General features: G+C 69.4%; 13 protein-coding genes and 2 pseudogenes. 8 read left to right on the forward strand and 7 right to left on the reverse strand.

The window, feature by feature from the left end; translation table 11 throughout:
* Window positions 1–963: 963 nt before the first annotated feature.
* Window positions 964–1,914 (reverse strand): phosphotransferase family protein, encoded by a 951-nt coding sequence (locus tag ACRB68_RS36615; RefSeq protein WP_207709963.1) that lies wholly within the window; start codon window positions 1,912–1,914, stop codon window positions 964–966.
* 177 nt (window positions 1,915–2,091) lie between these two features.
* Window positions 2,092–2,583 carry a metallophosphoesterase family protein gene (locus tag ACRB68_RS36620; RefSeq protein WP_153541003.1) on the reverse strand — a complete coding sequence of 164 codons (492 nt, stop codon included), beginning with the start codon at window positions 2,581–2,583 and terminating at the stop codon, window positions 2,092–2,094.
* Window positions 2,584–2,700: 117 nt separating this feature from the next.
* Between ACRB68_RS36620 and ACRB68_RS36625 the strand changes: the two genes are divergently transcribed.
* The 3 genes from ACRB68_RS36625 to ACRB68_RS36635 all read left to right on the forward strand — a co-directional run bounded on the left by ACRB68_RS36625 (window position 2,701) and on the right by ACRB68_RS36635 (window position 5,194).
* A complete protein-coding gene (locus ACRB68_RS36625) occupies window positions 2,701–3,273 on the forward strand; it encodes a ferritin-like domain-containing protein (protein ID WP_153541006.1) in 573 nt (190 codons plus the stop codon).
* Window positions 3,274–3,983: 710 nt separating this feature from the next.
* Window positions 3,984–4,616, forward strand: a complete 633-nt coding sequence (locus ACRB68_RS36630) for a GNAT family N-acetyltransferase (RefSeq protein WP_153541010.1) — start codon at window positions 3,984–3,986, stop codon at window positions 4,614–4,616.
* Window positions 4,613–5,194: a SecDF P1 head subdomain-containing protein gene (locus tag ACRB68_RS36635; RefSeq protein WP_153541012.1), complete on the forward strand. Its 582-nt coding sequence runs from the start codon at window positions 4,613–4,615 to the stop codon at window positions 5,192–5,194. Before ACRB68_RS36630 ends, ACRB68_RS36635 begins: the two co-directional genes overlap by 4 nt.
* Here ACRB68_RS36635 and ACRB68_RS36640 read toward each other — a convergent pair.
* Entirely contained in the window at window positions 5,145–5,816 is a 672-nt protein-coding gene (locus ACRB68_RS36640; RefSeq protein ID WP_153541015.1) for a TetR/AcrR family transcriptional regulator, read from the reverse strand. The genes ACRB68_RS36635 and ACRB68_RS36640 overlap by 50 nt on opposite strands.
* Before the next feature lie 264 nt (window positions 5,817–6,080).
* On the opposite strand from ACRB68_RS36640, the gene ACRB68_RS36645 reads away from it, so the two are divergent.
* Window positions 6,081–10,682: a HAMP domain-containing protein gene (locus tag ACRB68_RS36645; protein WP_153541644.1), complete on the forward strand. Its 4,602-nt coding sequence runs from the start codon at window positions 6,081–6,083 to the stop codon at window positions 10,680–10,682.
* A 44-nt stretch (window positions 10,683–10,726) separates the two neighbouring features.
* Window positions 10,727–13,198: a SpoIIE family protein phosphatase gene (locus ACRB68_RS42300; RefSeq protein WP_328595249.1), complete on the forward strand. Its 2,472-nt coding sequence runs from the start codon at window positions 10,727–10,729 to the stop codon at window positions 13,196–13,198.
* A gap of 44 nt (window positions 13,199–13,242) precedes the next feature.
* Here the strand turns inward: ACRB68_RS42300 and ACRB68_RS36655 are convergent, their stop codons facing one another.
* The 3 genes from ACRB68_RS36655 to ACRB68_RS40390 all read right to left on the reverse strand — a co-directional run bounded on the left by ACRB68_RS36655 (window position 13,243) and on the right by ACRB68_RS40390 (window position 15,417).
* The gene (locus tag ACRB68_RS36655; protein ID WP_153541016.1) at window positions 13,243–13,560 is read right to left on the reverse strand and encodes a hypothetical protein; all 318 of its coding nucleotides are present in this window, start codon (window positions 13,558–13,560) and stop codon (window positions 13,243–13,245) included.
* A 148-nt stretch (window positions 13,561–13,708) separates the two neighbouring features.
* Complete coding sequence (locus ACRB68_RS42305) at window positions 13,709–14,554, reverse strand: M23 family metallopeptidase (RefSeq protein WP_153541019.1); 846 nt, start codon at window positions 14,552–14,554, stop codon at window positions 13,709–13,711.
* A gap of 596 nt (window positions 14,555–15,150) precedes the next feature.
* On the reverse strand, window positions 15,151–15,417 hold the full coding sequence (locus tag ACRB68_RS40390; RefSeq protein ID WP_194293587.1) for a Rossmann-fold NAD(P)-binding domain-containing protein: 267 nt from the start codon (window positions 15,415–15,417) through the stop codon (window positions 15,151–15,153).
* 34 nt (window positions 15,418–15,451) lie between these two features.
* Between ACRB68_RS40390 and ACRB68_RS42985 the strand changes: the two are divergent.
* Together ACRB68_RS42985 and ACRB68_RS42990 are read left to right on the forward strand one after the other, a co-directional pair.
* A pseudogene (locus tag ACRB68_RS42985) lies at window positions 15,452–15,574 on the forward strand (IS3-like element ISRhosp1 family transposase); the annotation flags it as partial.
* Window positions 15,575–15,613: 39 nt separating this feature from the next.
* Window positions 15,614–15,841: pseudogene (locus ACRB68_RS42990) on the forward strand (integrase core domain-containing protein); the annotation flags it as partial.
* Between the two features lie 538 nt (window positions 15,842–16,379).
* Here the strand turns inward: ACRB68_RS42990 and ACRB68_RS36670 are convergent.
* On the reverse strand, window positions 16,380–20,765 hold the full coding sequence (locus tag ACRB68_RS36670) for a caspase, EACC1-associated type (protein ID WP_153541024.1): 4,386 nt from the start codon (window positions 20,763–20,765) through the stop codon (window positions 16,380–16,382).
* Between the two features lie 135 nt (window positions 20,766–20,900).
* Here ACRB68_RS36670 and ACRB68_RS36675 point away from each other — a divergent pair, with 135 nt between their 5' ends.
* Complete coding sequence (locus ACRB68_RS36675; protein WP_153541026.1) at window positions 20,901–21,305, forward strand: effector-associated constant component EACC1; 405 nt, start codon at window positions 20,901–20,903, stop codon at window positions 21,303–21,305.
* Window positions 21,306–21,307 lie beyond the last annotated feature (2 nt).

The raw sequence follows: 21,307 nt of genomic DNA on the forward strand, positions 1-21,307 counted from the left end.
AGTTCCGGCCGGTCTGTCAATTTCACCGGCTTTTCCCTGATCCGTCCCGGCCGGCGTTCGCTTTCGCGGCGCCTTTCGGAGCGGTGTCGCTATTTCACCAGATCCGGCCCGTTTCGCAAAATCGGGCTTTTCTGGTCCCGGCACAGCACAACAGGCACGGCGAAATCCGTGTCGGTTGAGACAGTGAGGGTTCCCCACGGGCCGGCCACCACCAACGGCGTCCTGCATCCCTCCGGGGACAAGGAGGTAACTTACGGGCTCAGCGCGCGGGTGTCAAACCACCTGGCCACAGGACCGCGCCTCGCTCCGGACGGCAATGCTCCACGCCACGTTGCCTTGCTCCGCCGACCGCCAGGTACGCCTGCACGCTGACGATGTCCTCGGTCTCTGCCTATACGGGTCGTTCCAGAGCCGGGTGAGCAATGAGCGCTGGTTCTGCACACGTTTCTGAGACCGCGCAGGCCGTCCTGGTACCCGACCGCGCAAAGAAAGATCTTCTTCGGTCGGCAGGGATCGCGCCTGTGGACCGGCACCAGGGCTTGGGCAGAAGGTCGGGGGGTGGAGCCGGTCGCCGGGGATCATGCGGCCATCGCTGTGAGCGACGCAGCGGTTCGATCCGGCTGGTGCGCGTGGATGTTGTTCCTGCCGCTCGGCCGCCGGTTCTTCGTCATCCGGGCTGGCCCGGAGCTGATGGCATCCCTGCGACGGGTGCGGGCGGGTCGTCCTGAACGCTCCAGCTCCTGACCGCTTTTCTGTCATGGGCGGCGCGGTGGCGCCTGGGAGGCCGCTCTCCGTCTCACCGTGCTCCCTTGGAGCACGTTCAGGTCCGAGGAGGACCGCCGCTCAATGGGCGGCTCACGTTGCGCCGGCCCAATGATGTCCGTGCGGTACTCAGCCTCTCTGTCCGTTGCGCTGTCTGACGGATGCCGCAGAGCAGAACCGGGGCCGCCGCCTCCTATCCGCCTATCCGCCGAGCCGGTCGCGCAGCCATGCCAGGGCGATCTCCCCCTGGGCCGCTTGGAATGCCCGGACGGTCGGCAGTCCCGGTGGCGGTGGCTGCCGGCTGGACCAGAGAAAGAAGCCGGCGAGCGCGCAGAGGACGGACGTCACCGCCTCCTCGTCCACGCCCTTGGCAAGAGGGTGGGTGGCGAACACCTCCGCGGGTGGCGGACCGCCCTGCATCCGCACGCTCGGCAGCATCGCCAGCAGGTCGAACCAGGGCGCCGCCCGGCACGCCCACGGCCAGTCCACCACCACGACGCGGTCGGAGGTGAGCAGCAGGTTGTCGGCCCGGATGTCGGCGTGCGCGAGCGTCTCCCCCGCCGCCGCATCCGCCCAGGACGGTTCGCGTTCCGCCAGATCGTCCAGGTGGACCGTGAGCCACGGGTCCAGGGTGGTCCGGCTGCCGGAGGCGGCCAGGCGGCGCCAGCCCTGGAACTCCTCGGCGAAGCGCTCGGCGACCGTCGGCACCGGGAGCGGCGGCGGGGTCATCGCGTGCGCCAGGTCCGTCAGCGCGTCCAGGACGCGCCGCAGTTCGCCCGCCTCCCAAGGCTGGCGGGGCGGCTGGCCGTCGACGTCCTCGAACAGCAGCGTGATCCAGTCGCCGAGGTCGATCGAGCCGAGGAACATCGGGACCGGGGCCGTGCGCGGCAGTGCCGCCGCCACCCGGGCCTCGGCGCGGTGCAGCCGGGGCGAGCCGGGGTTCGGCTCGCGGCCGACCGCCTTGACGAAGGCGCGCCGTCCCCCGGCGGTGCGCAGCCGCGCCGCGATGCCCGGGGAGAAGCCGCCCGGCTGGGTGACCGCCTCCACGACCCGGCCACCGAGGAAGACCTCGACCTCGCGCCGGACCATGGGCGGGGCGGCCCACCAGCTCATCCGCGTGCCGGTCAGGGTGCCTTCGCTGTGGTCTGCCACCCTGACAGTTTGACAACGTCCATTGACTTTACGGTGTAGATTTTTTAGCGGGGCCGGGGGCCGCGGGCGCCGTCCCGCCGAAGTCCTCCCCTGAGGCGGCCGGTGCCGTCGATCCGGTGCCGTGCCACGCGCCGGGCTGGACAAAACGCCGTGGTGACCGCCGCACGGCAAGGCCGGTCAGGTCACCGGAACGATCTCGGCGCGGACGAGCCGGCCGCCGTCGATCTCCAGCAGGCCGAGCGTGCCGTGCGGCTGGCGGCGGCGGTCGGTCGGCGAGCCCGGGTTGAAGATCCGCACGCCGTCGCCCGACTCGTCCAGCGGGATGTGGGAGTGCCCGAAGACGACCAGCGCGGCACCGGGGAACCGGCGCCGCATCCGGGCGGCGCGGCCCTTGCTCGGCCCGCTGTCGTGGATCATCGCGACGGGCAGGCCGGCCAGGTCGAGCTCCAGGGTCTCGGGCGCGCCCCACGCGGCGACGTCGGGACCGTCGTTGTTGCCGAGCACGGCGTGCACCGGCGCGTACGCGGCCAGCTCGTCCAGGACGTCCGCGGTGCACACGTCGCCGGCGTGCAGGATCACGTCGGCTCCGCGCAGGTGCCCGGCGACCCGCGGCGGGCACGTCTTCCAGCGGCGGGGCGCGTGCGTGTCCGACAGCACCACTGCTCTCATCCCGCCCATTGTGCCCGGTGAGCGCTGGTGTTTTCTTGGGCGGCCGATGACTTTGCCGCCGCGGCCGCCGGGCGATCATCCACGGAGTCAGTCCGGCGAACCCGAGGAGCACCACCGATGGCCGAGTTCCTGTCCGACCTCACCACACTGCGCGAGCGGGCCCGGCAAGAGATCGACAAGGGGCCGATCACCGAGGCCTACGGCGCCGACCTGGACCGGGTGATCCAGGTGTGCAACGAGGCGCTGGCCACCGAGATCGTGTGCGTGCTGCGCTACAAGCGGCACCAGTACACCGCGACCGGGATCTACTCCGAGGGCGTCATCGCCGAGTTCGCCGAGCACGCCGCCGACGAGCAGGAGCACGCCGACAAGCTCGCGGTGCGCATCTCCCAGCTCGGCGGGGAGCCCGACTTCAACCCCGAGATCCTGGCCGGCCGCGCGCACACCACCTATGACGCCAGCCTCGACCTGATCGAGATGATCAAGGAGGACCTGATCGCCGAGCGGGTCGCGATCGCCTCCTACACCGAGATCGTCCAGTGGCTCGGCGACGCCGATCCGACCACCCGGCGGGTCTTCGAGGAGCTGCTCGCCGACGAGGAGGACCACGCCGACGACCTGCGCAGCCTGCTGGAGCGCCTGCCGAAGGACCTGGTGGAGCAGAGCCGGAAGGCGACCCAGGGCGGCTGAGCCCGCCCGGGCACGAGGACGGCTGCGGCTCGCATTCGGGCGGCGTGGTGTGGACGCCGAGGATGTAGCCGCCGTCGTCGACCAGCCGGTATCAGGCCGTCGTGCCGATGCAGGGGCCGGCCAACGGCGGTGGGTGCTCGCCCTCACTCGCCCCAGCAACCGGTCTCGACCGTGTCGCGGTCCCGGTAGAAGCCCATGGGCGCCCCTTGCCCCTGCCGGCGCGCCCGGTTCTGAGGATGGTGATAGAGCGCGAGCCCTGCGGCGCCGTCGAGCCGCGGCCCCAGGAGATGCCGCGCTCCGGCCATGTACTGCAGGGGCGGGATGAACGGCCGCCCCCCAAATTGATCACCATCGCGATGATGGTGGCGTCGGACTTGCGCCCCTGCTCTGCCAAGCCGCCGGGCCTGTAGCGGCTCGCAGCCCTGCTGGGCGACGGGCCGGCGCATCACCCGGCCGCGCCCGCGCGCCGACCTCCGAGCAGCCCGGCCTGTGGGCGAACGCCGTCCTGGGGCGGCCGGTGTCGAAGTCCGCCTAGGAGAGTCGCAGAGGTGAGCGCTGTTCCAGGCGACCGCGCTCGCGCCGGGCAGGCGACGCCTCGGCATGCCGCGCGACGGCCGCCCCTGCCCGGGGTGAGGGGCGTGACCACACGGGCTTGACGGTCTCGCCGGGCAGCGGCCAGGATCTGCCTTCTCCGGCGGAAGGCGGTTGCGATGGCGGTCCCGACCCCGGCCGTCCGGACGGCGGCCGCGGCCGACGCGGCGGACCTGGCCGGCGTGCTCGCCCGCGCCTTCGACGACGATCCGGTCTGGCGCTGGATCCTGCCCGGTGACGACTCCCGGGTGCGGCGGCTCACCGCACTCTTCGGCATCCTGCTGCGGCACGTCCATCTGCCGCACGGCGCCTGCGAGACCACCGGGCGCGGCGCCGCCGTCGAGGCCGGCGCGCTGTGGGACCCGCCGGGCCGATGGCGGGTGCCGTTCGGCGCGCAGCTGCGCCAGGGCGTCCCGCTGGTGCGGGCGCTCGGCGTCCGGCTGCCCGCCGCGCTGCGCGCCCTCGGTGAGATCGAGAAGCACCACCCCGCCGAACCGCACTGGTATTTGGCGATCCTCGGCACCGATCCGCCCGCGCAGGGGCTCGGGCTGGGCGGGGCGCTGCTGCGGTCCCGGCTGGACCGCTGCGACGCCGAGGGGGTGCCCGCCTACCTGGAGTCCTCCAAGGCGGCCAACGTTCCGTACTACGAGAGGTTCGGGTTCCGGGTGACCAAGGAGCTGGCGCTGCCGGGCAAGGACGCTCCCCCTGTATGGCTCATGTGGCGGGACCCGCAGCGGGAGGGGCTCGCGTGACGCCGCCGCCATCGGGGCCGCCGTCCGGCGTGCGGGTGTTCGCCGTCCTGCTGGTCGTCGCGGCCGTCTTCGCCGTCATCATCGGGGCGACGCTGTATTTCACGCACGAGGACAAGGCCGCAAAGGGGCTCGGCCCGGTCGCCCTGCGCACGCCGCTGCGTTTCCAGCAGGTGGCCGAGGCCGCTCCGCCGCCCTGCAAGCCGGACGCGCTGCCCGCCGCGGACGCGAAGACCTGCTACCTGCTCGGCACCGCCACGATGACGGTCGGCCAGGTCGAGGGGATCCGCGCCCAGGGGCCCGATCCGAAGAACGGGCGGACGGGCTGGAGCGTGGTGGTCGCGCTGCATCCGGCGGACGCGCCCCGGTTCGCCGCCCTCAGCGAGCAGGCCCACCGCGAGTACCAGCGCTCCCCGAGCGCGCCCGGCGCAGGCCTGGCGATCATCGGCGACGGCCGGGTCCTGTCCGCGCCGCAGATGGCCGGCGTCATCACCAGCGGCAACTTCGACATCAGCGGGCCGCCCGAGCAGTTCACCCGGGAGTACGTGACGGATCTGGTGCATCGCCTGACCGGCCGCTGACCTCTCCCGGTCCGCGCGCGCCGAAGGCGGCCAGCAGCATGTCGGTGAGCCGGTCCAGGTGGTCGGGCCCGGTCGGCGTGCGGGCGATGATCAGCCGCCAGAACAGCGGCCCCACCAGCAGGTCCAGCGCGAGCTGGACGGGCAGGTCCGGCGGCAGCTCGCCGCGTGCGATGCCGCGCCGCAGCAGTTCGGCGGCCTTCTCCCGGCGGACGTCGCGGGCCCGCACCAGCAGGGCGTCGGCCAGCCCCGAGGCGCGGCCGGCCTCGGCGAGCAGGTCGGGGATGATGCGGGAGGCCAGCGGGTGCCGCAGCATCCCGGCGGTCGCCGCCAGGTAGTGCCCGACGTCGCCGCGCAGGCTGCCGGTGTCGGGCACGTCCGCGACCGCCGTCACCACGTCGCCGGCGACCGCGGCGACCATCGCCTCCTTGGCGGGCCAGCGCCGGTACAGCGTCGGCTTGCTGACGCCGGCCCGGCGGGCCACCGCCTCCATCGTCAGCCGCCCGTACCCGACCTCGGCCAGCTCCGCGAAGACCGCCTCGGTGATCGCCGCGGTGAGGTGCGGGCGCAGCACCGCGGCGCCCGCCGGGCGGCGCCGGGCCGGCCGCCCGGGGTCGTTGGTCATGCGGGCAGCCTAGGCGAGTACCGCCTGGCCGGACCTGGCGCGAAGAATGTTCTCCCCCGCCCGTTACGCCCGGTGAACAGTAGGCTGAGCCCGCACAGAACAGTGACTACGGTCCGGTGGCCGCACTGGTGTACCCTCGCAGCGCTGTTCCTTGCCGTATAGCAAGTAAACAGGTGCGGAAACGGGGCCCGGCGGTGCGACCGCCGGGCGTGGGCCGCCGCGTGTGGGAATCCTTCGGTGACCGACGAGAACGGGATCAGGATCATGGTGCATGCGGAGGGCGATCCGGGCGCCGCGGCGGTGCTCGACGGCGCGGGCGGGGTCGGCGAGGGCGAGCTGCGCCAGCTGCTGGCGGGCCTCACGGCGGTGCGCGACGGGGACTTCGGCACCCGGCTGCCCGACGATGCCGACGGCCTGCTCGGCGAGATCGCCGCGGTCTTCAACGGCATGGTGGACCAGCTGTCGCTGTTCACCTCCGAGGTGACCCGGGTGGCCCGCGAGGTCGGCACCGAGGGGCGGCTCGGCGGCCAGGCGAAGGTGCCGGGGGTGTCGGGCACCTGGGAGGACCTCACCGACTCGGTGAACGCCATGGCCGGCAACCTGACCACCCAGGTCCGCGACATCGCCCAGGTGGCGACGGCCGTCGCCAAGGGCGACCTGTCGCAGAAGATCGACGTGGACGCGCGCGGCGAGATCCTGGAGCTGAAGAACACCGTCAACACGATGGTCGACCAGCTGTCCTCCTTCGCCGACGAGGTCACCCGCGTCGCCCGCGAGGTGGGCAGCGAGGGGCGCCTCGGCGGGCAGGCCGACGTCAAGGGCGTCAGCGGCACCTGGCGCGACCTCACCGACTCGGTCAACTTCATGGCCGGCAACCTCACCGACCAGGTCCGCAACATCGCCCAGGTCACCACCGCCGTCGCCAAGGGCGACCTCTCCCAGAAGATCACCGTGGACGCGCGCGGCGAGATCCTGGAACTGAAGAACACCATCAACACGATGGTCGACCAGCTGTCCTCCTTCGCCGACGAGGTCACCCGCGTCGCCCGCGAGGTCGGCACCGAAGGACGCCTCGGCGGGCAAGCGGACGTCAAGGGCGTCAGCGGCACCTGGCGCGACCTCACCGACTCGGTCAACTTCATGGCCGGCAACCTCACCGACCAGGTCCGCTCCATCGCGCAGGTCGCGACGGCGGTCGCCGGCGGCGACCTGTCGCAGAAGATCCGCGTCGACGCCCGCGGCGAGATCCTCGAGCTGAAGAACACCATCAACACGATGGTCGACCAGCTGTCCTCCTTCGCCGACGAGGTCACCCGCGTCGCCCGCGAAGTGGGCACCGAAGGACGCCTCGGCGGCCAGGCTGACGTCAAGGGCGTCAGCGGCACCTGGAAGGCGCTCACCGAGTCGGTGAACGTCATGGCCGACAACCTCACCGCGCAGGTCCGCTCCATCGCCGAGGTCACCACCGCCGTCGCGCTCGGCGACCTGTCGCAGAAGATCCGCGTCGACGCCCGCGGCGAGATCCTGGAACTGAAGGACACCATCAACACGATGGTGGACCAGCTGTCGGCGTTCGCCGACGAGGTGACGCGGGTCGCCCGCGAGGTCGGCACCGAGGGCAACCTCGGCGGCCAGGCCACCGTGCGCGGCGTCAGCGGCACCTGGAAGGACCTCACCGACAACGTCAACGTGATGGCCTCCAACCTGACCGGGCAGGTCCGCTCCATCGCCCAGGTCGCCACCGCCGTCGCGCGCGGCGACCTGTCGCAGACCATCACCGTGGAGGCCAAGGGCGAGGTCGCCGCGCTCGCCCAGACCATCAACACCATGGTGGGGACGCTGTCGGCGTTCGCCGACGAGGTGACGCGCGTGGCCCGCGAGGTCGGCACCGAGGGCCAGCTCGGCGGGCAGGCGCAGGTCCCCAACGTCGCCGGGACGTGGAAGGACCTCACCGACAACGTCAACTCGATGGCCAACAACCTGACCAACCAGGTCCGCAACATCGCCCAGGTCACCACCGCCGTCGCGCAGGGCGACCTGACCAAGAAGATCGACGTCGACGCGCGCGGCGAGATCCTGGAGCTGAAGACCACCATCAACACGATGGTCGACCAGCTGTCGTCGTTCGCCGCCGAGGTCACCCGCGTGGCCCGCGAGGTCGGCAGCGAGGGCCGGCTCGGCGGGCAGGCCGAGGTCGAGGGCGTCAGCGGCACCTGGAAGCGGCTGACCGAGAACGTCAACGAGCTGGCCGGCAACCTGACCCGCCAGGTGCGCGCCATCGCCGAGGTGACCAGCGCGGTGACCTCGGGCGACCTGACCCGGTCCATCACCGTGGACGCCTCCGGCGAGGTCGCCGAGCTCAAGGACAACATCAACCTGATGGTCCAGTCGCTGCGCGAGACCACCCGCGCCAACCAGGAGCAGGACTGGCTGAAGACCAACCTGGCCCGCGTCTCGGGCCTCATGCAGGGCCACCGCGACCTCGCCGTCGTCGCCGAGCTGATCATGGACGAGCTGACGCCGCTGGTGTCGGCCCAGTACGGCGCGTTCTACCTGGCCGAGGACAACGGCACCACCGAGCTGCACCTGATCGGCTCCTACGGCTACCCCGAGGACGGCGACCCGGCCGCGCCGGCCCGGCCCACCCGGTTCCGGCCCGGCCGCTCCCTGGTCGGGCAGGCCGCGCGCAGCCGCCAGACGATCGCGGTGGAGGAGGTCCCCGGCGGCTACGTCACCATCTCCTCCGGGCTCGGCTCCAGCACTCCCGCCAGCCTGATGGTGCTGCCCATCGTGGTGGAGGACCAGGTGCTCGGCGTGATCGAGCTGGCGTCGCTGCGGCCGTTCAGCCCGGTGCAGCGCGACTTCCTGGAGCAGCTGCGCGAGAACATCGGCGTCAACGTCAACACCATCGTCGCCAACGCCCGCACCGACGAGCTGCTGGCCGAGTCGCAGCGCCTGGCCTCGGAGCTGCAGGCCCGCTCGGGCGAGCTGCAGATCCGGCAGGAGGAGCTGCAGCGCTCCAACGCCGAGCTGGAGGAGAAGGCGGCGCTGCTGGCCAGCCAGAACCGCGACATCGAGACCAAGAACCTGGAGATCGAGCAGGCCCGCCAGGAGCTGGAGGCGCGCGCCCAGCAGCTGGCGCTGGCCTCCAAGTACAAGAGCGAGTTCCTGGCCAACATGAGCCACGAGCTGCGCACCCCGCTGAACTCGCTGCTGATCCTGGCGCAGCTGCTGGCGCAGAACCCGACCCGCAACCTGACGCCCAAGCAGGTCGAGTACGCCGGCATCATCCACTCGGCCGGCTCGGACCTGCTCCAGCTCATCAACGACATCCTGGACCTGTCCAAGGTCGAGGCGGGCAAGATGGACATCACGCCCGAGCCGGTGCCGCTGCGCCATCTGCTGGACTACGTCGAGGCCACCTTCCGGCCGCTGACCACCCAGAAGAGCCTGGACTTCCGGATCAGCACCGCGCCGGGGGTGCCCGCCGAGGTGCTCACCGACGACGCGCGGCTGCGGCAGGTCCTGCGCAACCTGCTGTCCAACGCGGTGAAGTTCACCGAGAGCGGCAGCGTGGAGCTGCGGATCGAGGCGGCCGACACCGGCGAGCTGCCGATCCCGGTGCAGATGCACGGCCCCGCGCTGGCGTTCCGCGTGATCGACACCGGCATCGGCATCGCCGAGCACCAGCTGGAGTCGATCTTCGGGGCGTTCCAGCAGGCCGACGGCACCACCAGCCGCAAGTACGGCGGCACCGGCCTCGGCCTGTCGATCAGCCGCGAGATCGCCTTCCTGCTCGGCGGCGTCATCACCGCCGACAGCACCCCGGGCCGGGGCAGCACCTTCACCTTCTACCTGCCCATCGCCCGGCCCGACTTCCACGTCCCGGCCGCGCCGTCCAAGGCGATCACGACCGCGGGCGAGCCCCTGGACGGCGCCGAGGGCACGGCCGCGCACGGCACCATCCAGGGCACCGCCGTCCCGGCCGACCCGGCGCCCGCCCCGCCGGCGCCGCGGCCCCGGCGGCTGCTGGTGATCGAGGAGCGCCAGGGCGGCCTGCTCAGCCTGGTCGCCGAGAGCGCCGCCGCCGACAGCCGGCACATGGGCGACGCGCGCGGCCCGGTGGAGATCGTCACCGCCCTCGGCGCGGAGGAGGCGGCCGCCGCGCTCGCCAGCGAGCCGTGCCACTGCGTGGTGCTGCAGCTGGACATGGCCGGCGGTTCGGCGCTGCGCTTCCTGGAGGCCATGGACGGCGACGCGGCGCTGCGCGGCTTCCCCGTCCTCGCGCACAACAACCGCCGCCTGGACGCCGAGGAGGAGCGCGTCCTGCGCGAGCGCGCCGAGAACCAGCCGCTGGAGCTGCTCAGCAGCCTGGACGAGCTGCGCGAGCGGATCGCGCTGCACCTGTCGGCCGAGCAGCCCGGCGACGTGCTGCCGCTGGTGCGGCACGAGGAGATCGGCGCGGCGGTCACGCCCGAGATCGACGCCTCGCTGGCCGGGCGCCTGGTGCTGGTCGTCGACGACGACGCCCGCAACGTCTTCGCCCTCTCCAGCATCCTGGAGCTGCACGGCATGCGCGTGGTGCACGCCGACAACGGCCGCAAGGGGATCGAGGCCCTCGCCGAGCACCCGGGCGTCGACGTGGTGCTGATGGACGTGATGATGCCCGAGATGGACGGCTACACCGCCACCGCGGCGATCCGGGCGATGCCCGAGCACGCCGGGCTGCCCATCATCATGGTGACCGCCAAGGCGATGCCGGGCGACCAGGAGAAGAGCCTGGCCTCGGGCGCCAACGCCTACGTCACCAAGCCGCTGGACGCCGACGACCTGATCTCCTGCATCCACCGCTGCCTGGGCGAGTAGGGCGTAGTGTCACCAGGAGCCCGCATCACCAGCCCCGGTAAGGAGTGAGCACCCTGCAGACCACCCGGCGTCCCGACGATCCCGCCGGCGGAGCACCGCCCGGCGGCACCGTCACCGTCGCGGCCGGCGCCGCGTCCCCGCCCGCCGGCCCCGAACCGGCCCTCAAGCGGCTGGCCGCCGTGGTCGAACGGCTGCAGCGGCAGGTCCGGGACGCCCAGGCGGACGCCGACGGCCGCGGCGTGATCGAGCTGGCCAAGGGCGTGCTGGTGGAGCGGTTGCGCTGCAGCCCGGCCGAGGCGGCCGCGCAGCTGGACGCCCTGGCGGGCGAGACGGGGCTGAAGCCGCTGGAGCTGGCCGCCGAGATCATCAACCAGGCGGCCCAGGACCGGGTCGCCGAGGTCACCCGCGACTTCCTGGACCGGGCCGCCGGGGCGGCGGCGCACGCCGCCGCCGAGCACGGCGCCGGCGACGAACCGGGCGCCCCGGCCGTCGCGGCGCGGCTGCGCTCGGCCGAGAGCGGCGCCCTCGCCGCCGCCGACACCCAGGCGGCCGCCGAGTCCCTGCTCGAGCACGCCCTGCGGCCGCTCGGCGCCGCCGCCGTCGCGGTGTGGTCGGCCGGCCCCGACGGCTCCCTCACCCTGGCCGGTTCGGCGGGCTTCACCACCGAGGAGGCGACCCGCTGGCACTACGTCCCGCCCGGCGTGGCCGTCCCGGCCCGCACCGCCCTGCTGGAACGCCACCCGGTGTGGTTCGCCTCGCTGTCGGAGGCGGGGCTGCCCTCCATCGGCCACCGCGGCGTCCCCGGCGGCCGCGTCACCATCCCGACCGGCACCGGCGGCCGCGTCATCGGCGTCCTGGAGATCTGCTGGCCGGGCGCCACGCCGGCCCCCTCGCCCCGGCTGGAACGGCAGCTGGAGGCGCTCGCCGAGCTGTGCGCCCGCACCCTGGAGACCCGTCCCGCGGCCGGCCTGGCCGCCGCGGCGCTGCCCGACACCGCCTACCGCGACCTGTCCGAGCTGATCGACCTGGCCGACGGGCTGCACGACCCGGCGTTCGTGCTGCGCCCGCACATCGACGCCACCGGCCGCCTCACCGACTTTCGCATCCACCACGTCAACGACCGGTTCGCCGACCTGGCCGGCCGGCCCCGCGGCCTGGTCGGCGGGGCGCTGCTGCTGGAGGCCTATCCGCTGTGGGGCGGCGAGAACGGGCTGTTCGACAAGATCGAACGCGTCTACGCCACCGGCGAGCCGTTCCGCGCCGCCCAGATGGTGCTGACCGCGATGGTGGACCAGGTGCCCCTGGCCGCGACCGCCGACGTCAGCGTCAGCCGCCAGGGCGACAGCGTCCTGCTCATCTGGCGGGTCGAGGACGAGGCCGCGCGGCTGGCCAACCTGCTGCAGCACGCGCAGCGCCTCGGCCGCATCGGCGGCTTCGAGGAGCACCTGGCCACCGGCGAGATCACCTGGAACAGCCAGCTGTTCGCGCTGTACGGGCTGCCGGTGGGCGCCCCGCCCGTTCCGCTGCTGCAGCTGCCGGCGCACGCCCACCCCGACGACGAGCCCGCCATCGGCCGGTTCCTGCGCACCCTGCTGCACCGCCGGCAGCGGGCGTCGGCCGCCTTCCGCCTGCAGCGTCCCGACGGCGTCACCCGGCACCTGCGGGTCGTCGCCGAGCCCGTCCTGGACGCGGCGGGCCACCTGCTGTCGGTGCGCGGCGCCTACCAGGACATCTCGTCCCAGCACTGGACCGAGGTGGCGCTCGCCGCCACCCGCGACCAGCTCGCCCACACCGAGCAGCAGGCCGCCGAGCGCAACCGCCTCACGCTGCAGCTGCAGCGCGCCATCATGCCGCCCAGCCGCGGGCCCATCGATGCCGCCGGCCTGCAGGTCGCCGTCCGCTACCGGCCCGCCGAGCACGAGCACCTGGTCGGCGGCGACTGGTACGACGCGGTCGAGCTGCCGTCGGGGCGGGTCCTGCTGTGCGTCGGCGACGTCGCCGGCCACGGCATCGACGCCGCCACCGGGATGGTCGTGCTGCGCAACGCGCTGCGCGGCCTGGCCACGACCGGCGCCGGCCCCGGGCAGCTGCTCGGCTGGCTGAACCTGGTCGCCAACCACCTGACCGACTACGTGACGGCCACCGCGCTGTGCGCCCTGTACGACCCGGCCGACCGCACGCTGCGCTGGGCGCGGGCGGGCCATCCGCCGCCGGTCCTGGTGCGGCAGGGGCGGGCCGCCACCCTGCCGACGGTCGACGGGACGATGCTGGGCGCCCTCGACGAGGGCTTCTACGAAGAGGGCACACTGGAGCTGCAGAGCGACGACGTCCTGCTGATGTACACCGACGGCCTGGTCGAACGCCGGGACGGCACCATGGAGGACGCGGTGGCGCGGCTCCTGGCGACCGCGCAGCAGCCCTCCACCTCGCTGGAGCTGCGCCTGGACCACCTGCTCACGCACAGCAACGCCGACACCGACGACGACACCTGCCTCATCGGCGTGCACCTGCCGTGAGCACCGGCGGGAGGGGACGCCGGCCGGCGCCCCCTCCCCCTGGATCAGGCGAACTCCACGCCGCCGCGGTAGGTGTAGCTGTTGAGCGGGCAGACCGCCGTGGACCTGGTGCCCGGCCCGGCCGCGGCCCACGGTCCGACGATGTTGAGCTGGGTCGGGATCTGGTTGGTCCGGACGCAGACGGCCTTGGCCCGGTACGAGCCGTCACCGGTGGCGCACGCCACCGTCAGGCTCTTGCCGCCGCCCCAGGTGTAGGTGCACCCGGACGGGGCGGCCTGCGCGGGCCCCGCCAGCGTGGCCAGCGTCCCCGCCGCGATCATCGTCCCCATCGTCATCGTCAGCGCCCGGCGCATGTTGCCCATTCGCTGCCCCTCTCGTCACGAACTCCCGTTGACTTGCAGGGCAACCGTCGCAGCCGGGGCGTCCCGCCCGCCTGTGAGCGCCGTCCCGGATCTCCGCTGCCTGCGAACCGGGACGTTTCCGGGACATTCCGACCTTCGACCGGGGACGTCAGCCGCAGTGCTCGTAGGGGCTGGTGTAGGAGGAGGAGCCGACCGACCCGCCCCACTTGACGCAGGCGGCCGCCGCGGTGCGCTTCACCGGGCCCGCGTAGTAGGAGAAGTCGCCGGAGTCGGTGACTTTCGCGCCGCCTCGTACCTGGAGGTGCGCCGACACCGCCGACGCCTTCCCGAGCCGGATCGACTTGAGGGTCGTCACGCAGTTCGCCCGCGTGCGGGGGTTGTAGAGCAGGTAGACCCGGCCGCCGCTCAGCGCGTGGGAGTCGATCACCGAGTAGCCCGAGCCGCACACCCGGGCCGGCGTGTAGGGGTTGCCGCCGCAGGCGTTGCCGCTGGTGAAGTTCGTGTGCCCGTAGTACGGCACGGCGCGGCCGCCGAGCACGGCCCGCTGGACGACGCCGTTGAGCCGCTGCTCGTAGTGCAGGTGCGGGCCCGTCACGCCGCCGGTGGCGCCGGCGGCACCGATCCGCTGCCCGGCGGACACGCGCTGCCCGGCCGAGACCGACTGGGACGACAAGTGTGCGTACCGGGTCCGCCAGCCGCCGCCGTGGTCGATCTCGACCCACCGGCCGTAGCTGACGTTGCCCGCGTTGGCGACCCGCGACACGGTGCCGCCGGCCGACGCCAGCACCGGCGTGCCGGTGATGCCCGCCTTCTGGAAGTCGACGGAGTAGCGCGGATTGTGGCCGGCGAAGGTCGCCGCCGTGACGACCGTCCGGCAGGCGAAGGGGACCTGGAAGCCGGGCGCGGCCAGCGCCGCCGGCGCCACGGTCACCGTCCCGGCGGCGGTGAGGGTGACGGCGCCGAGCACCATCGAACCTCTGCTGATCTGCCTCATCCGGACGACCTCCGCTGTGCAGGGAGCGCGGGCAGTGAATGATCAAGCCCGACTCTGACACAGACGCCTCTTCCGTAACAGGCCCGGAAAGTGAAGGGCCGGTTCTGTAGGGGAGAACGGATCGAGCACGGCGGGCCGGGCCATCGACGTCCCAGGTTGCGCGGTGATGGCGCCGGCGCAAGATCCGGGAGTCGCTCAGGCGCCCACGTAGACGCCCGACTCGATGTCCTCGATCAGCGTCGGGCCGGTCGGCCGCCACGGCAAGCAGCGCGCGGGTGCGCTCGCTGGAGCCGGTCATGGTCATCGCGAAGTAGTGGGCGACGAGACCGAAGTGACCGGCGGCGCCTTCCTCGGCGACCGGCACGACGGGCAGGCCGCACATCCGCCCGATCGCCTCGGCGATCGCCCGCGTGGTGACCGCCTCCTCGGCGACCGTGTGCAGCCGCGTCCCGGCCGGGGACCGCTCGACGCCCAGGCGGATGAGGCGGGCGGCGTCCGAGCGGCGTACGGCCGGCCACCGCGCGGAGCCGTCACCGACATAGCCCGACACGCCCTGCTTGCGCGCGGCGGCGACCAGGAAGTTCACAAAGCCCCAGTCACCGGGCCCGTGCACAAACGGCGCGAACCGGATGAGCTCGTTCACACCCCTGGCCGACGTAGTCGAGCGCGAGGTTCTCAATGCCGCCGCGGTCAGACCCCGGCCGGACCTCCGGGGACTGGTCGGTCTCCACCGCGGACCGGCCCTCGACCAGGCCCGAGAGCGCGTTGGCGACCATGAGCGGCCGGCCGGAGCCCGCCAACGCCCCGGCCAGGGCCTCGACCGCCGCCCGCTCGGTCCGGTGGATGTTCCCGGCCACCGTCATCGACATCGGCACCCGGCGGCTGGTGGGCTACTCGATGGCCGAGCATATGCGCGCTGATCTGGTCGCCGACGCGCTCGACTCGGCGGTGCAGGCCTGGAGCGGCGACATCACCGGCGTGATCTTCCACTCCGATCACGGTGGGCAGTGCCACTCGGCGGCGTTCGCTGCCGCGTGCGCGGCGTCCGGCGTGCAGCAGTCGATGGGAACGGTCGGTTCCGGCGCCAACAACGCCTTGGCCGAGGCGTTCTTCGCCTGCCTGAAACGCGAGATCCTGCCTGCCAGCGGCTGGTCCAGCACCCTCCAGGCCCGGCTCGCGGTGTTCGGCTGGCTGGACTTCTACAACACCCGTCGCCGCCACTCCGCCCTGGGCTATCTCAGTCCGATCGAGTACGAAACACGATCATCTACGCTGGCCGCTGCCGCATCACAACCGGTGTCCACGGTCAGAGCGGAAGCCCCCGGCTGGTCGTCGCGGCCGGACATCCGGTGCCGGGCAACCACAATGATTGCACCGCCTATCGTGACTCCGGCGCCGACACCACATGCGAGGCGCGCACATCATGGCCGACGGCGGCTACCAAGGAAACCAGCAGGTCATCATGCCCTACCGGCGGCCCCGCGACGGCGGCGAATTACCCGCCTGGCAGCACGACCTCAACACCATCCATAAGCAGTGCGCACCCGCATCGGGCACGTCTTCGCACACATGAAGTGGTGGAACATCCTGCATAAACTGCCACCGCAAACGCGACGGTGTGCACCACGCCGCCCGCGGCGTCACCCTAATGCGCAACCTGGCGATGGCCGACTGATCCGGCTCTGGGGTGGCACGTCACCGGCAGCATGCCCGGCCGTACTTCTCCATCATACGGGACAGCTTTTAGGCCTGGCGAGGGCAAACGCGAGGACGCTCTGCTATGTCCGCCGTCTGGCGTGCCCCGGCCCCCTCTCCTGGAAAACGCTCAACATGTCTTTTTGTACATATTCTTCGGAGCAAATTGTTGCCACTCAGTCCTCGTAAGGCCGGAGCCCAAAGTCTTGCATACCCAGGTTGCTATGGAGGCCGGATCGAGCGATCGTGATTCCACTTGAGTTGGGCCGTCAACGGATAGAAGAAGATCACCCTCAAGAGAAAGCGCGGATGGTCTGCCTGCCGCGTCCGACCCCTTAGCCGGAGCCACGCCGCTCAGTTCGCCCCTGTTCCAGACAGTCACGGCTTCGCCGCCCATCATGTTGAGTCTTCTTCCGTCCTTGCTGAAACCCATCGCTTCGACGAACGCCATGTCGGGCAGTGTGGCCAGCAGCTGCCTTGTTTCAACGTTCCAGACTCGTACCACATCACCCGCATCCTTCGCTGCGATCAGATCGCAGCTTGGAGTGAAAGCTATTAGAGAAATATACTCCTTAGCGCCCAAGAGAGAGGCACCGCGCTTTCCGGTCTTCCCGTTAAACAATTCAATGTTTTTAGCTCCATCGGATAGCGCGACCAAGTCCCTCGAACTGCAGTATCCCATACTTCCCGTACCGCTTTCCTCGAAACCATGCTGAAGGGAGTATTCCATGGCGGGGTGACCTTTGGGATCGAATGCCTTGACCTCATCGCCTGAGGCAACGAGCCCGCCATCCTCGCGAAATTTTATGTCTGCATAGTTGGTATCTATGGTGAAAATCTTCTTCTTTTTCACTATATCCCATATACGCGCAGGCTCTCCGGTGTCAAGAAGAATCGCCACTCGGCTACTGTTTCCACTGAAGACTATCTTGAGGACCGACGGGGCCGTCTCGGGCTGGTACGAGTCGCGCAGGTGCGCAACGAGCCTCCCTGAACGGTCTCGGATCTCTACGGTGCCGTCGGCTTCTCCGAACGCCAAGAGTTGCTCTGATGGGTCGACAGCCAGAGCAGTCACCGGCTTGGCTGCGGGAGGGAGCTTGCTATTGAGCGATGAGGCGGCCCGCGTGCTCCACAAGCGGACTGTCCTGTCAGCGCCACCGGTAGCGATGAGTTGACCGTCCGGGCTGAATGCAAGGGCGCTTACGCTGCCGCGATGTCCAGTGAGGAGCTGGCGCTGCTTGACGTCGCGACCATCGAGGCCCCAAAGCCGGACGGAACCATCATCGCTACCAGTCGCGAACATGCGATCAAACGGACCGAAGGCTAGGGCGTTGACTTGAGCGGTGTGGCCGAAAATCGGAAGGGGGCGCATGTCGCCCTTGATATCATTGAACTGCCAGATCCAGCTGTAACTGAATCGCTCGTTGGCCACGCCTACGGTTTGCTCGTCCGAGCTGACGGAAACCCGAGATCGCATCATCTCATTCGTTTCAGAGAGCCGGAATGGGATCGGACTAACAGGCGCCTTCAGAAAATTCAGCAATTTCCTTTTCTTTACATCCCAGACCTCAACGTTGCCCTGGAAATCGGCAACGAGCAGGCGGTCGCCGGCCTTGGTGAATGCCACGGAACTACTCTTTGTCTCGGCCATGCTCGTTCCTTCCCGATCCGGGAGCCGATATTTGTGCCACTCAGGAATGCTCCAGAGTTGGGCGTTCACACTGCCGGATGCAACGGCCAGCCATCTGCCGTCGGGGCTGAACGCAACCGAATAGGGATCTTTTGTATGACCCCAGTACGACTCGACGGGGAGAGACCTTACGAGATGTCTGGTGGCCGTACTCCAGATCCGTACACCACTTTCCATACCAAGGCTGGCCAAAAGTGTTCCATCGGCGCTGAAGGCAAGAGCATTCGCGCCGTATTCGTGGGCTCCACTGAGAGAGGCGATCGCACGCCGTCTCGGGACATCCCACAGGCGCACAGCACCATCGTCCCCCGTGGTGGCCAACAGCTGGCCATCCGGGCTGAATGCGACGGCTTCCACTTCCCCGGTAGATCCCGTGAACTCACTCAAGAAGTGTTGCCGAGTTGTTCCGAGGAGAGCGGTCCTGGCTTCGTTTGTTTCCGAAACGCGCCAGGCAGCGACCGCGAGCTTCATCGAGGTTCGAGGATCGGTCGCGTAGGCGGCGTTCGATTCGGCAGCAAGCTGACGGGAGACAGCCGCGTTCCCGGCACCCTTGAGTTCCCGGTTCTGCAGATAAAAGATAACCACCGCAGCGACGGCAATCAAGCTTGTGATTACGACACCACCGCGGACCAGGCGAGATCTCCGCTGAGATCTCTTGGTGCTTTCCTCAAGGAACGCTCGTTCGACCGGGGTCCGGTCGACCTGGTCGAGTTCCGCTGTCGCATCCTGGGCTGCCGCAAGCCTGCGAGCCTGGTAAAGGTAGGAGGAGTCGCGGTGATGGCGTTGCCACTGAGTGGCGTCCTCCACCAGCCGCTGGTAGGTGAGAAGGTTGGTACGGTCCTCCTTGATCCAACCACGCAGCCTGGGCCAAGCTCTGATGAGGGCTTCGTGAGTGATCTCAACGACGTTCCCATCCGTCGTCAGCAGGCGAGCATTGACGAAAACGTTGAGAAACCTCAGGTGTGCAGAGTCCGATCGGAGCCTGCCATCGGGGATGAGCTCAGCCATGGGAACTTGGCGCCGACTGTCCTCCGTGCCGTCGCCGAGTCGAACCAGGCGCAACAGCATGCGCCGCGCGGCTTTCTGGTCCTCTGCGGAGAGACTCTCGTACACCCTGTCCGCTGTCCGAGCTAGCGCGCTCATGATGCCGCCGGTCGCGTGGTAGCCCGCCAGGGTGAGAGTACGTCCGTCACTGCGCTGGTAAGTGGCGAGCATCGCGTACGAGAGCAAGGGCAACATGCGTTCTGGGCCCTCACCCGAGGGCTCGAGACCCATACCGATCTCTTGAAGTACGACATGAGCCAGCCCCTTCTCAAGGGCCAGCCCGGCCTCGTTCGCCGGCTCTTCGATCACCTCGCGGAGCTGTCGTTGGTCCATGGCTGGAACGAGCACATGGCGTTGCAATGCCTTGTGCAAATCACCGAAGGTGCTGCAAAGGCTATAGAAGTCGGAGCGGATCCCGAGGACGACGCGAGCGGGAGCAGGGGGTCGGGATCCGGTGGTGGAACTCAATGTGCACAAAGCCCTGACAAATTGCTCTTGCTCTGACCTGGGCCGATCGGAAGTGAAAAGTTCCTCGAACTGATCGACGACGAAGACGAGGGGACGTGAGTCTTCGCCCTCCTCAGGTCTTGCTCGCGAGGGAAGGAAATCGGTGACACTAGAGCCAACCTCTTTGATCCGCTCTTCGATCTCTGCAGCGGGCACCCCGCTGTGCTCCTCCAAGCGCAGGGCCAACTGATGGACTGGATCGCTCCTCGGAGTGAAAGAAAGGCAAATGGGGATCCCACCCCCGGTCAAGCCATGCCTCCGGAGGGCGGCGATCAAGCCGGCATGAAGCAGAGACGACTTACCGGCACCGGATGGCCCCATGACGATCAGGGGCCCTTCCTGCTCGATCTCTGATGAGACGCGTCTCACCAACTCCTGCGTGACTTCCTCACGAGCAAAGAAATAAGCAGAGTCCGCGACATCGAACGAGGAAAGTCCAAGGTAGGGGCCTCTTCTATTAATGTCCCAGTCAGGAGGAGGCACCGGAGACTCTGGCGTGAGGTACTTCTGGTTCGCAGCCAGCGGTTGATCACCAGGGAAGTCGATAGCGTGTTTACGTGGTCGCGTCAGTTCGCCGTTCCCCGTGCGACGGAGCAGCGCTTCGTAGATTTGCTCAAGATTGAAGGTCCGAGGGCCAGCAGCCTCGCCTTCCTTGAGTAGACCTATAAATTCCCCCGTGAAGAGCGTGTGCGACTTATCTTTCGGCGCCCATGCGGCAACGTTGTTCCCCGCGGCCGCGAGGACAAAACTTCCTTCGCGGCGGGTCTGTCTGAAGACGTTGTCAAAGGTTCCGTCATAGATAGCATGCGCTCGACCAGAAAAACAGCAGTCCAATACCACGACGATTAGTCGGGATCTGGCTTTAGCTAATACTTCGGAGACGATCGAATAAGGGAGCGCCTGATACTGGGCGACCCCCTCCGTGATATCGACGGTAGCCCGCGTCTCCAGATGGAGGTCGCCATTTCTAGCGACGAGGCCGTGTCCGATGTAGTAGAAGAGCAGTACGTCCTCAGCATCCTGAGCCGCCGCACCCAAGATGTCGGCGAACTCTTGTGGTGTCCCAGGATCAAGGGTGGTGATCAGATGCTCAGGAGCCAGGCCGGCGTTGTCGATCAGGCAGTGCCCAAGATCGGACACCGTCCGTCGCAGAGATGTGATGGCCGGCAGGTTGCCGAAAGTTTCCGTGCCGGAGCCGACGATCAGCGCCCGGGAGCCGGCGGAAGCCAAGAGGGCGGCACGGGGTATCACGACCTCTGGGGGGAGTTTGTCCATTCACCAATTTTATCCAGAACCGCCTCTCCGGCCAGCCCCTTGTCCTCTAGTGGACATTGCGACAGATCTTCGGTCGGCCATCAGGGAACGGGCTATTCTTGCGACATAGCTCACTCGCCGACAAGGAGTTTCTGAATGAACGTTCGCCTTGAGGTCGACGGCCCCTCGGTGCCGGATCTGCTGCGAGATCTCGCATCGTGGCTCGATCGCGAGCCAGGCCTGGTCGGTCGGGTTGATTTGATCGAAAAAGGACCAGAGCCCGGCCAACTGGGTCCGATGCTTGAAGCGCTCCAGTTCACCGTCACCGCCCTCTCCTCTGCCATCGGGGCGTCATCTTTGATCGTCAATTGGCTACAGTTTCGCAAACCTGATGTCACGATCAGGGTGTTCATAGATCGGGAGGGACAGGTCCTATCCGCCACTGCAGAGAAAGCCAAGAGCGATGCGGGTGAACTGGAACAGCGTCTCGCGCAAGAACTGAGCAAGGCTGTCGAACAGGAAACCGAGGGAGACTCCGGAGAAGGCCCGACCAGCCTTTAGGA

The organism is Actinomadura macrotermitis (assembly GCF_009604375.1).
Classification (GTDB): Bacteria; Actinomycetota; Actinomycetes; order Streptosporangiales; family Streptosporangiaceae; genus Spirillospora; species Spirillospora macrotermitis.